Origin of the sequence: Microbispora sp. CL1-1, from assembly GCF_012034195.1 — a bacterium.
GTDB lineage: Bacteria > Actinomycetota > Actinomycetes > Streptosporangiales > Streptosporangiaceae > Microbispora.
Genome location: NZ_JAATEK010000017.1, coordinates 49,595 through 62,038, shown reverse-complemented (window position 1 = coordinate 62,038; position 12,444 = coordinate 49,595). Strand labels below are relative to the sequence as shown.

Here is a 12,444-nt window from a genome sequence, read left to right as displayed (position 1 = left end):
CGCGCAGAACCGCAGCAGGTCGCGCACGCAACCGGGACGGTCCGGGGGAACGGCCGGCGCGGCCGGTCAGGTGCGCAGCATGGGCGGGTGGAGCAGCACGGCGGGGCCCCGGCGGTAGAGCATGGCGGGACGGCCGCCGTCGCGGGTCGTGGTGCGCCCGGTGGGCACGAGGAAGCCCTCGGTCTTGGTGACCTTCCGGTGGAAGTTTCGCGGGTCGAGCGGGCGTCCCCAGACGATCTCGTAGACGCGGCGCAGCTCCGCGACGGTGAACTCGGGCGGGCAGAAGGCCGCGCCGAGCGAGGTGTATTCGAGCTTGCCCCGCGCCCGCTCCACGCCGTCGAGCATGATCCTGCGGTGGTCGAAGGCCATCTCGGTCAGCTCGGCCACCGGCTGCCAGCTCATGTGGGCCTCGGTGGACGCGGGCAGGTCGGGAGCGAGACCCAGATAGGCCACGCTGACCACCCGCTGACGCGGGTCGCGGTCCGGATAGCCGTAGGTCTGAAGCTGTTCCAGATGGACCGGGGCCCCGGGAAGACCGGCCCGTTCGGCCAGCACGCGGGCCGCCGCGGCGGGCAGGTCCTCCTCCAGCTTGATGAACCCGCCGGACAGCGCCCACCGGCCCTCGTACGGCGGCCGGTCGCGCCGCCAGACGAGTGCGCTGAGCTGCTGGGACCTGACGGTGAGCACGACAAGATCCACGCTGACAGGAATACGCGGGATCATGCCCATGACGCTACAGGACGCGGGCCTCGGCTCGAGCCGTCCTGGGTAGGCCGGCCGGGCCCCGCACGGGAGCTTCATCACCGCTCCACACCCTCGTAACCCCCGTCGGGCGTCGCCCGGCACCGTACGGCCGATGCCGGGCCACGCACGGCCGGGTGGGTCAGAACGCGTTCGTGGGCTTGACGTAGGTCACCCGGAGGTTGAGATAGGTCGCCACGCCGCCGTCATGGCCGCGTACGGCGATCAGGTTGCAGCAGTCGAGGTCGGCCACGGGCACCACGACGTCGATCGCCCCGGCGGCGCACTTGCCGCTCTTGACGCTCTGCACGAGGTGGCCGTTGAAGTAGACCTGCGCGTCGTTGTCCACCGTGCCCTGGATGCGCACCTGCTGGGCGTCGCGCGGCAGGTGGATCCAGTGGCGCACGAGGATGTCGGTGTCGACCGCCCACGGGGTCTTGACGGTGTTCTCGTTGTTCCACGAGCAGGTGCCGTTGGTGGTGCCGAAGCCGGCCTGTCCCAGCGGCCAGCCGCTGTCGTCGAACCCCCGGTCGGCGAAGTCCGGCACCTGGGTCGTGGGGGGCACCTGGCGGTAGGTCCAGCCGGTGCTGTTGTAGTCGAGCGCGGTGACGACGTTCGCACGCCCGCTCGCGGTCTGGGCGGCGGTGGCCGCCGGGGCGGCCAGAGCCATCCCGGTCACCAGCGCGCCCGCCGCGATACCCGCGGGCAGGAGGTTACGAAGTCGGTTCATGTGCGGTCTCCTTGTCGATCGTCGGGTGCCCTGTTGCGGAGGCACCTCGGCGCCGGCGGGGATGGGCCGGCCATCACGCCGCCGCGACATGGAGATCCACTGGCGGCGGCGCAGGCAAAGGAGATCAGCGGGCTGGGCGCGCCGCGCGCGAGCCCCGCCGCGGCATTGCCCGTTCCTTGCCCGGACATTGCCGCACCCTACGCTTGACACGCGCATCACGCCCCTGCACCGCACGCGCCTCCGGCGCGTACCCACTGCGCGCCTCCGGCGCGACACGGCGGCAGGGAGATCAGCCGGTGTTGTGGTAGTAGACGGGCTCGGCGGACTTCCTGCCGTCGGCGGAGGTGACCTCCACCCGCACCCAGACGTCGCCGGGGACCGTGGCCCAGTCCACCGGGATCCAGATCTTCTCCGTGCCCGCGGGCAGCCCCGGGATCGGGGTGGTGTCGTGCCAGCCGACCGTGGCCGAGTCGACGACGCGCGGCGTGTCCAGGCCCGGCCAGCTCAGCGTGACCTTGGCCGAGCCGAGGTGGTAGCCGCGGATCTCCAGGCCGTCCTGTATCTGCCGCGCGCGCCGTTGCGCCTCGATCGGGATCGGACGGTCCCAGTCGGCCGCGATCTCCTCCGACAGCGACGGCGAGCCGCAGGTGAAGAAGTCGCTCCACATGTACGAGATGATCTTCGACACGTACGGCGCGGCGAGCGTCACCTGGGTGTCCAGCCGGGGCTTGTCCGTACGCCCGCGGGTGCCCTGACGGCCGCAGGGCTCCGCCGAGGTGGACGGCTCGAACGCCTCGACGTTGGCCCACAGCTCCACCTGGATGCCCTCCTGGACCAGGTCCTGGCGGGCCTGCGACATCGCGCGGTAGTAGTCGCGGGTGCTGCCGTAGTAGGCCGTGGCGTACGTGCTCTCCCCGACGACCGGTTTGAGGGTGTCGTCCACCGGCTTGTTCTTCCAGTTGGGCCAGAACAGGCCGACCTTGCCCGTGCCCCGGCCGTCCTGCGGCGCGATGATCTCGACTCCGGTGCGTGCCAGTTGCTTGAAGCCCTGCGCCACCTGGGCGGGCGTGGAGGTGTACTTCACCCGCCTGCGGCTGTCGATGTAGGGGCTCACGAGGATCGGCTTGTCCGGCAGCTCCTGCTCGACGATCAGGTGCTGCTCGGCGTACACCTGGAGCGTGTCGACCTTGCTCGGGTCGGGCCAGTCGCGCAACTGCAGCTCGAACGGCTGATAGACGCCGCCCAGCGACTCGCGGCCCTTGAACCGGTCGCCGTAGTCCTGGAGCACCCGCCGGGTCAGCGTGGTGAGCGTGCCGATGTGGCGGGGGTCGGCCCGGGTCGACTCCTCGGGGTCGCGCGGGGCGAGCGGCAGGGCGGGGAAGACCTTGATGCCGAACCGGTCGCCGAGGTCGAGCAGCTCGCTGAGGCTGTCCCTGGTGCCCGCCGAGACGAGGATCAGGTGATAGCCGCGCCCCTCACGGCTGAAGTCGCAGGTGGGGTCGTCCGAGCCGTCCTCGGGCGCGATGAGCCGGAAGAAGACGGCGTCCCCCACCACGATCTCGTGCTCCATCTGGGGGCAGCGGAAGATGCCGGGGCCGAAGCGCTCGTCGGTGCGGTAGACGTACGTCCTCGTGATGCGGTTGCCCGGGTTGGCCGCCTGGAGCTCCTTTTCCGCCGCCTTCATGCACGGCAGCCCGTTCTCGACGCAGCGGGCGAACCTGGCGTCGGGCTTGGGCGCCTTGCCCTCGGGGGTCGAGGCCTCCAGGACCTGCCCCTCATCGTCGGTCTTGCGCGGCGACAGGCCGAACCCGAGGCGTACGACGGTGTCCCCGCCAAGGCGGTGGATGGCCTCAAGCTGGCGTCGCCAGGTGCAGGGGTCGGAGGTCGGGATGAGCCAGTAGCCGCTCACGGCGTACGGCGTGGTCGCCGCGGTCTCGAACGTCCCGCAGGGGTCGGTGAACACGCTGTGCGTCGGCGACCCCACCATGGGGGTCGAGGGGACGGTCTGCCCGGCGCTGGCGGTGCCGGAGCCGGTGCTTCCGTCACGGAGGACGATCACCACTGATGCGACGCCGGCGAGGATCGCCACACCCAGGATCAGAGTGAGCCAGCGCACTTTCAGGACACTACCGCCCGTCGTTCAAATGATCTTGCCGCGCCCAGCCTACCCGGATGTGCGCACTGCCGGGCCGGCCTCAGCGGCCGCCTGCGGGAGTGTTCACCACGCGTTCAGCTCTTGACGCCCGCCCACGCCTCTAACTGGGTGACGAAGCGGCGTGCGGAGTTGGGCCAGTGGTGGTTCGCCCGCGCGGCGGCGTAGCCGCGTCCACCGGTGCCGATCCGCTCGAAGGGGTTGTCCCTGAGCTTGAGCACCGCCCGCGCCACCGCTTGAGGGTCCTGCCAGGGGACGACGAGGCCGCACTGGTAGCGCTCCACGAGCTCCACGGCCCGCGGCGAGGGGGTGGTGATGACCGGGATGCCGTGCGCCATGTACTCCACGATCTTCGTGGGCATCGAGTGGCGATAGTTGGGCTCGTCGTGCAGCAGCGAGAGCCCGGCGAGCGCGCCGTCGAGCCGCTTGAGCGCCTCGTCGTTCGGCATGAAGTCGCGCCATTCCAGCACGCCCTGGGCGACGGCCTCGTTCAGCAGGGGGCGGCTCTGCGGGTCGGCGTAGCCGATGAGCTCCACGGCCACCCGATGGGGCTGGAGCAGGCGCGCCACCTCGACGGCCTCCTGGACGCCCCGGGCCTCCGACAGCCAGCCGAGATAGACGACGCGGTCGTCGCCGGGCCGGCTGACCCGGTCGGGCACCCAGGTCTCGTTCGGCACCACTAGGTGCTGCTGCTTGAACCGGCCCGCGTACGCCGCCTCGGCCAGCAGCAGGTGCAGCCGCCGCTCGGCGGTGGTCTCGAGGAGCCGGGCGAGGAAGCGCACCGGCGGGCGCAGGAACGCCGGCAGCCACGGCTTGAGCGACAGCGTCGCGGGCGTGTCCTCGTGGACGTCCCAGACGACCGGCGGGCGGCCGCGCACCCCGGCGACCGCGAGCAGCAGCTCGGGGTCGTGGATGAGGGCCAGGTCGACCTTGCCCCGCATGCTCTTGAAGAGCTTGCGGGCGGCCCGCACCGCGGTCACGCGGCGCCGCTCCGCGGCCCGGGGCAGGTCCACACCCGTCACCCAGGAGCGCGGCACGACTCCCCGCGCGGTGTACGGCGCGGCGTACGTGACCTCATGACCGGCGTCGACGAGTGCCCGGATCTGCCGGTGCAGGATCCGGGCGTCCTCGGGGTGATGCACCACCGTCATGACGAGCACGTGCACGCGCGAAACCCTTCCTACAACCGCTCGACGCGTTCGCTCGTGGCCAGCACGCCGCGAGTGTCCAGGACGAGAGGGGCTCGCTCCTCCACGATGTCGAGGTCGAAGGCCGAGTGCTGCTGGAGCAGGACCACCACGTCGGCGGCGGCCACGGCCTCGGCCAGGTCCTCCTCGCGGGGGATCCGCCTGCCCTCGACCGACCACTCCTTCACGTACGGATCGCAGAACGCCAGCTCGGCGCCCAGTTCGAGGAGCGCCTCGGCCACGGGGATGGCCGGTGTCTCCCGCTCGTCGGCGATGTCCGGCTTGTACGTCACGCCGAGGAGCAGCACGCGCGAGCCGTTCACGGGCTTGCGTGCCCGGTTGAGCAGCCGCTGCACGCGGGCCACCACGTACGACGGCATCCGCTCGTTGATCTCCTGGGCCAGTTCGACGAACCGGAAGGGATAGCCGAGCTTGCGCACCGTGTACGACAGGTACGACGGATCGACGGGGATGCAGTGCCCGCCGACGCCGGGGCCCGGCAGGAACTTCTGGAAACCGAACGGCTTGGTGGAGGCGGCCTCGATGGCCTCCCACAGGTTGACGCCGAGCTCGTCGCAGAAGATCGCCATCTCGTTGACGAGGGCGATGTTGACGTGCCGGTAGGTGTTCTCGAGCAGCTTGGCCATCTCCGCCTCGCGGGTGCCGCTGACCGGCACGACCCGCTCGACGAACTGCGAGTAGAAGGCGGCGGCCCGCTCCTTGCAGGCTGCGGTGTAGCCGCCGACGACCTTGGGAGTGTTGCGCAGGCCGAACTTGGCGTTGCCCGGGTCGATCCGCTCCGGCGAGAACGCCAGGTAGAAGTCCTTGCCCGCCACCAGACCTGACTGCTCCAGGATCGGCCGCGCCAGCTCGTCCGTGGTGCCGGGCCACGTGGTGGACTCCAGCACGACGAGCGTGCCCTCCTGGAGGTGCTCGGCGACGACCTTGGTGGCGCCCTCCACGGCCGACAGGTCCGGACGGTGGTCCTCGTCCAGCGGCGTCGGGACGCAGATGACGATGGTGCGCGACTTCGACAGCACCGATGCGTCCAGCGTGGCCGTGAAGCCGGCGGCGAGCATCGCGTCGAGGTCGGCGTCGGTCAGGTCGTCGATGTAGGAGCGGCCGGCGTTCAGGGCCTCGACCTTACGGGGGTCGACGTCCAGACCAGCCACCCGCAGGCCCGCCGCCGTGGCCTCCTTGGCCAGCGGCATGCCCACGTATCCCAGCCCGATGATCGTGAGATCGAAGGCTGTCACGACGAGGCCTTGGGGGGAACCTGGGGGCGGAAACAACACTTCATGGTGGCAAAGGTTATCTCAACTCGGAACCAAGCATGCCTGATGCAACACATCCGACTTTCTGCTGTTTATCGGTTTTCGGTCAAGGACTGGTAGATCCCTTGGTACGTGCGGGCCAGGCTGCTCCAGGTCCGGTGCGCGGCGACCTCGGCCTTGCCCGCCTCGCCCATGATCCTCCGGCGCTCCGGATCGTCGCGCAGCGCGGCGAGCGCCTTGGCCAGCGCGGCGGGATCGCCGGGCGGCACCAGCAGGCCGGCGCCCTCACCGCCGACGAGCTCCGACAGCGCGGGCAGGTCGCTCAGCACGACCGGCTTGCCGAGCGCCATCGCCTCGACCGGCTTCAGCGGGGTGACGAGACGGCACACCCGCAGGTCCTCGCGCGGGCAGACGAAGATGTCGATGGCCGCCTGCGCCTGCAGCGCCTCGTCCGGGCCCACCCGGCCGGGCAGGATCGCGTCCGTCAGGCGCAGCTTCTCGACCTGTTCGAGCAGCGCGGGCCGCTCGGCGCCGTCCCCGACCAGCAGGACCTTCACCGGCGTCCCGGCCTCGCGCAGCAGCGCGGCGGCGCTCAGAAGTGTGGCGAAGCCCTCATAGGCGACGATGCTCGACACCGAGCCCACGACGATCTCGTCGCGCCCGATCCCGAACCGGTCGCGGAACGCCTCGCCGTCGTAGTCGGCCGTCAGCAGGGCGTCGTCCACGGCGTTGGGCGCGAGGAAGATGCGCTCCCTGGGCACGCCGCGCTCCACGATCTCGGCGGCCATCGTCTCGGCGAGCGTCACGACCGCGTCGGCCTCGCGCATGATCTGCGCCTCACGCTCACGCTGCAGCCTGTGCCGCTCGCTGCCGACCCTCGCCGGGTCGCGGGAGACCCAGGTCTCCTCCAGGAAGCCGCGCACCTCGTACACGAAGGGCGTGTTCGTCCGCTCGCGCACGGCGAGCGCGACGGAGCCGTTGCGGTGGTCGGTCGCCGCGTGCAGCACCTGCGGGCGGAGGGTCCTGACCAGCTCGGAGACGTCCGCGGCGCCGCGGATCATCCGGCCCTGGCTCTCGAACGGCACCTCGCCCTTGGGCAGGAGCCGGTAGTAGGGGATGCCGTCGATCTCCTCGTACGGCTCGGCGTCGGTGTGGCCCTGGAGCATGGGCCAGCCCCAGCTCGTCACGACGTGGGGGTCGAGCCCCGCCGCCTTCTGGGCGGTGACGATGCGGTGGGTGCGCACGGTGTAGCCCGCCTGCGTGTACGGCAGGGCGTTGGTGACCATGTGCAGCACCCGGCCGTTCACCCGCTCACCCATGATGATCTTCGGCTTGGGCGGGATCGGGTTCGGGCCGAGCGCGGCCTTCTCCCCCTCGTAGTAGGCCATCCTGCGGCGGACGAACGGCCACCGGGACTGCGGCTTGAGCACCTGGACCGCCTCGGTGAGCCGGCCGGCGTCGAAGTGGGCCTTGGCGTCCCGCAGCGGGCCCTTGGCCGCGCGCTGCAGGATCTTGCGGGTCCTGACCTTGACGAACCGGGCGGCGGGCCAGGCGACGCGTCCGACGACCGGGCGCATGCCGGGAGGGATCGCGTCGGCGGCGGCCTGGGCTACCCGCATCGGGTCGGACTTGACCTTGCTGACGAAGATCCGGGAGACGAGGACAGGGTTCCTCGCGAACCCCCGGAGGAAGCCGCCGAGGCCGGCCTTCGCGGACGCGGCGGACACGGCCTTTGCGGGCTTGTTGGCCTCGGTTTCCACGGCGCGACCGTACCATAGGCAACGTTTGTGCCAGGGAGTGCGAAAACGCGCGGCAGGGCACGGCTTGTGAGCACGACCAGAGACGAAAGGCGAGGCAGATGAGAGACAACCCCCTCGTCCTGCACGTACTGGGCGCCCGGCCGAACTTCGTCAAGGCGGCCCCGGTCGTCAGGGGGCTGGCCGAGCTCGGGGTCCGGCAGGGCATCATCCACACCGGCCAGCACTACGACGCGCTGATGTCGGACGTGTTCTTCGCCGACCTGGGGCTGCCCGAGCCGATCGCCAACCTCGGCGTCGGCAGCGGCACCCACGCCCGGCAGACGGCCGCCCTGCTCACCGGGCTTGAGGACGTCGTGCTCGAACACCGCCCGGCGCTCGTGGTGGTGTACGGCGACGTGAACTCGACGCTCGCGGCGATCCTCGTCTGCGCCAAGCTGCACGTGCCGACCGCGCACGTCGAGGCGGGCCTGCGCTCCTTCGACCGGGAGATGCCGGAGGAGGTCAACCGGGTCGTCACCGACGCGCTGTCGGACCTGCTGTTCGCCACCTCGCCCGAGGCGCTGTCGCACCTGGCCAACGAGGGCGTGGACCCGGCGAAGGTGCACCTCGTCGGCAATCCGATGATCGACAGCCTGTTCGCCGCGCTGCCCAAGCTCGACCCGGCGCCGGTGCGGGAGCGGCTGGGGATCGAGGGCGACTACGCGGTGGCCACGCTGCACCGACCGGCCAACGTGGACGACCCCGAGGCGGCCCGCGAGCTGGTCGAGGCCGTGCTCGGCGTGGCCGAGCAGGTGCAGGTCGTCGTGCCGCTGCACCCCCGCGGCCGGCAGCGGCTGGCGGACGCCGGTCTCGTCAACCGGCCGAACCTGAAGATCGTCGACCCGCTCGGCTACGTGGACTTCCTGTCCCTGGTGCGCGGGGCCGCCCTGGTGGTGACCGACTCCGGCGGCGTGCAGGAGGAGACGACCATGCTGGGCGTCCCCTGCCTGACCGTCCGGCCCAACACCGAGCGGCCGATCACCGTGACCCACGGCACGAACCGGCTCGTCACGCCCGCCTCGCTGCCCGCCGCGGCGTCCAAGGCGCTCGCGGACGGCGCGGCCACGCCGAGCGGCGACCTGCCGCCGCTGTGGGACGGCGCCGCCGGGCCGCGGATCGCCCGCGTCATCGAGGCCTGGCTGCGTGGCGACAACCTCTCCCCCGCCGCCAAGGGCATCCTGCGTTAGTTCTCAGGACGGTTCAGGACGGGGGGAAGACCTCGCTCGGCTGAATCCCCTATATCGGCACAAAGGTCTCTGTGGCCCTTTACGATGGCTTGTCCGTAAGGGGGAGAGGTATGGCTGAGACCGAAGAGACTCCTGAAGAGCCCCGTTTCCAGCGACTGGGGCCGGTGAACTGGCTGCCCGAGGAGCGCAAGCACATCGAGCAGTACGAGCAGCGGATCCGCGACCTGGAGAACCGGCTCGCCTACCAGGAGGCCCGCGCCGACTACGCCCTCTGGCGGCTGCAGGCCACCCAGACCCAGAAGCCCTACCGGGTCGCGCAGGTGCTGACGAACGCGGCGAAGCCCAAGAAGATCGTCCGGCTGCCGCGTGATCTCAGCAAGGCGATGAAGGACGGCAAGAAGCCGCCGCAGGCGCCGCCGTCCGCGATCGAGGTCGCCGCCGAGGCCGAGAAGCGCGGCCCCGAGGTCAAGATCCCCGGCCTCAAGTGGCCCGACGGCCCGGTCGTACGGCCCGACCTGCGCGTCGCGGTCATCCTCGACGACTTCTCCCGCATGGCGTTCAAGTACGAGTGGGACCAGATCGAGTTCGGGCTGCAGGACTGGCGGGAGATCTTCGCCGAGAAGCGGCCCGAGATGCTGTTCTGCGAGTCGGCCTGGCACGGCAACCAGGGCCGCTGGCGCTACCAGATGACCGGGACCAACGCGCCCAAGCAGGAGCTGCGCGACCTGATCGCCTGGTGCCGCGAGGAGGGCATCCCCACGGTCTTCTGGAACAAGGAGGACCCGCCCAACTTCGACTTCTTCATCGAGACGGCCAAGCTGTTCGACTACGTGTACACGTGCGACGGCGACATGATCCCGAAATATCGCGAGATGCTGGGTCATGACCGTGTCGGTGTGCTGCAGTTCGCCGCCCAGCCCCGGATCCACAACCCGATCCAGACCAAGCAGGGCCGGCCGTACGACGTGGTCTTCGCGGGGATGTACTTCCGCGACAAGCACCCCGAGCGGCGCGAGCAGATGGAGACGATCCTCGCGCCGGTGCGCCCGCTCGGCCTGCACATCTACGCCAGGAACGCCTCCGTGGCCGACAAGTACGCCTGGCCGGAGGAGTATCGCCCCCACATCGTGGGCGAGCTGCCGTACGAGCAGATGCTGGCCGCGTACAAGATGTACAAGGTCTTCCTGAACGTGAACTCGGTGATCGACTCGCCCACCATGTGCGCGCGCCGGGTCTTCGAGCTGTCGGCCTGCTCGACCACCGTGCTGTCGGGGTGGTCGCGGGCCATCGAGGAGACGTTCGGCCCGCTCATCCCGGTCGCGCACTCCCAGGAGGAGGCGTACAACCGGGCGATCTACCTGATCAACAGCCCCGAGCTGCGGGCGCGCCAGGGCCACCTGGCGATGCGCGAGGTGTTCGACAAGCACCTGTTCTCCCACCGCGTCGACCAGATCCTCACCGACCTCGGCCTGCCGGTCGTCTCGCGCTCGCGGTCGATCTCCGTGGTGCTGCCGACCAACCGGGCCGGTCAGCTCGAACACGCGATCAGCCAGGTGGCGCGGCAGCGGCACCGCAACCTGGAGCTCGTGCTGGTCATGCACGGCCTGTCGGAGGACCCGGCGGTCGTGCGCGACAAGGCCCTCGCGGCGGGCATCCCGGCCGTGAAGGTGCTGACCGCCGACCCGTCCTGGACGCTGGGCGAGGTGCTCAACCACGGCATCGCCCACGCCGAGGGCGAGCTGATCTCCAAGATGGACGACGACAACATCTACGGCGAGCACTACCTGTCCGACCTGGTGCGCGCGTTCGACTACGCCGACGCCGAGATGGTCGGCAAGGGCGCGCACTACACCTACTTCCCCGACCAGGACGTCACGATCTTCCGCCTGCCGGGGCTGGAACACCGCTACGCCCACCTCATCCAGGGGGCGACGATCCTGGCCAAGTCCGACCTGCTGCGGGCGTTCCCGTTCGAACCGGTCAACGCGGGCGAGGACACCCGTCTCGTACGGCGCTGCAAGGCGGAGGGCGTCCGGATCTACTCGGCCGACCGATACAACTTCATCTACATGCGCGGCTCGGACGCCACCGCCCACACCTGGCAGGCGGCCGACTACAAGCTGACCCGCAACGCGCAGTTCTGCTTCGCCGGCAACCCCGAGGCGCACGTCCTCATCTGACCCGGCGTTCCTGTGGGAGGAGACCGCTCAGGGCCTGTCGCGGCTCTGGGCGGTCTTCGCTTGGTACCCCTGGCTGTACCTCCATTGGGCAGCATGCGGGAGCGACCGGGAGGGCCTCCGGCTGGTGTGCTGATCAGTGTCAGTCGGCACTCCACAGGAGACGTGAAATGGCACTCGACAGCCGGCCGCGGGCCGGGCACCACACGAACGAGACCGGGATCAAGGGCTTCATCCGCCGCCACCCGCTGGTCGCCTTCTTCACCCTGGCCAACCTCATGAGCTGGGCGGCCTGGTCACCCTACGTGCTCTCGAACAACGGCCTGGGGGTTTGGGACTTCGACTTCCCCGCCGTGCTCGGCACCACCCAGTTCGCCGGCGTTCTCCCCGGCGCCTATCTCGGCCCCATCTTCGCCGCGTACGTCGTGACGAGGGTCGCGGACGGCAGGGAGGGCGTCCGCCGGTGGGTCGGCCGGATGACCAAGTGGCGGGTCGGCCGGCTCTGGTACCTCGGGACCGCCCTCGGTGTGCCCGCCCTCATCATCGTCACCGGTCTCGCGCTCTCCGGCGAGAACATCCACATGCCGCCCGTCGCCGCGCTGGTCGCGTACGTGCCCGGCCTGCTGCTCCAGATGGTCACCACCGGTCTCGCCGAGGAGCCCGGCTGGCGCGACTTCGCCCTGCCCCGCATGCAGCGGAGGTTCGGCCCGCTGGGCGCCACCGCCATCCTGGGCCCGCTGTGGGGCGTCTGGCACCTGCCGCTGTTCCTGAGCGAGTGGGGCGGCTGGCCGGACGTCACCTGGACGAGGATCGGCGAGTTCGTCGCCTTCGCCACCGTCTTCAGCGTGGTCGTCACCTGGGTGTTCAACCGCACCGGCCAGAGCCTGCCGCTGATCATGGTGCTGCACGTCAGCGTCAACAACTTCATGTCGATCGTCTACTCGGACATGTTCCCGTCGCTCGGCACCCCCGAGCACGCGAGCCACGTCACCCTGCTCGCGGGCACCACGGCGGCGGTCCTGGTGCTCATCGCGACCCGCGGACGCCTCGGCTACCGTCCCGCCGAGGAGCCCGCGCCGGAGCGCACGGCGGAACTCACACCGGAGCTCACACCGGAGCTCACACCGGAGCTCACACCGGGACTCGCCGCGCAGCGGTGAACGGCCACCGCGCGAAGACCCTAAGCTCGTCAGCCCG

9 protein-coding genes are annotated in these 12,444 nt (G+C 70.5%); 3 read left to right on the top strand and 6 right to left on the bottom strand.

Annotation, left to right across the window (positions count from 1 at the left end; translation table 11 throughout):
• Nucleotides 1-66 precede the first annotated feature (66 nt).
• From HCK04_RS20685 to HCK04_RS20660, 6 genes are all read right to left on the bottom strand, one after another.
• Entirely contained in the window at nt 67-723 is a 657-nt protein-coding gene (locus HCK04_RS20685; protein ID WP_079314646.1) for an NUDIX domain-containing protein, read from the bottom strand.
• A 160-nt stretch (nt 724-883) separates the two neighbouring features.
• Nucleotides 884-1,471, bottom strand: coding sequence for a hypothetical protein (locus HCK04_RS20680; RefSeq protein ID WP_142649020.1), 588 nt, complete (start codon nt 1,469-1,471; stop codon nt 884-886).
• Nucleotides 1,472-1,760: 289 nt separating this feature from the next.
• Nucleotides 1,761-3,587, bottom strand: a complete 1,827-nt coding sequence (locus tag HCK04_RS20675) for a DUF4434 domain-containing protein (RefSeq protein WP_142649019.1) — start codon at nt 3,585-3,587, stop codon at nt 1,761-1,763.
• Between the two features lie 113 nt (nt 3,588-3,700).
• The gene (locus HCK04_RS20670; RefSeq protein WP_185949005.1) at nt 3,701-4,789 is read right to left on the bottom strand and encodes a glycosyltransferase; all 1,089 of its coding nucleotides are present in this window, start codon (nt 4,787-4,789) and stop codon (nt 3,701-3,703) included.
• A 14-nt stretch (nt 4,790-4,803) separates the two neighbouring features.
• A complete protein-coding gene (locus tag HCK04_RS20665) occupies nt 4,804-6,066 on the bottom strand; it encodes a nucleotide sugar dehydrogenase (RefSeq protein WP_142649018.1) in 1,263 nt (420 codons plus the stop codon).
• Between the two features lie 110 nt (nt 6,067-6,176).
• Nucleotides 6,177-7,844 (bottom strand): glycosyltransferase family 4 protein, encoded by a 1,668-nt coding sequence (locus HCK04_RS20660; RefSeq protein ID WP_142649017.1) that lies wholly within the window; start codon nt 7,842-7,844, stop codon nt 6,177-6,179.
• 98 nt (nt 7,845-7,942) lie between these two features.
• On the opposite strand from HCK04_RS20660, the gene wecB reads away from it, so the two are divergent.
• The 3 genes from wecB to HCK04_RS20645 all read left to right on the top strand — a co-directional run bounded on the left by wecB (nt 7,943) and on the right by HCK04_RS20645 (nt 12,407).
• On the top strand, nt 7,943-9,070 hold the full coding sequence (wecB, locus tag HCK04_RS20655; RefSeq protein WP_142649016.1) for a UDP-N-acetylglucosamine 2-epimerase (non-hydrolyzing): 1,128 nt from the start codon (nt 7,943-7,945) through the stop codon (nt 9,068-9,070).
• A 110-nt stretch (nt 9,071-9,180) separates the two neighbouring features.
• Nucleotides 9,181-11,250 (top strand): glycosyltransferase, encoded by a 2,070-nt coding sequence (locus tag HCK04_RS20650; protein WP_142649015.1) that lies wholly within the window; start codon nt 9,181-9,183, stop codon nt 11,248-11,250.
• Between the two features lie 167 nt (nt 11,251-11,417).
• A complete protein-coding gene (locus HCK04_RS20645; protein WP_142649014.1) occupies nt 11,418-12,407 on the top strand; it encodes a CPBP family intramembrane glutamic endopeptidase in 990 nt (329 codons plus the stop codon).
• Nucleotides 12,408-12,444 lie beyond the last annotated feature (37 nt).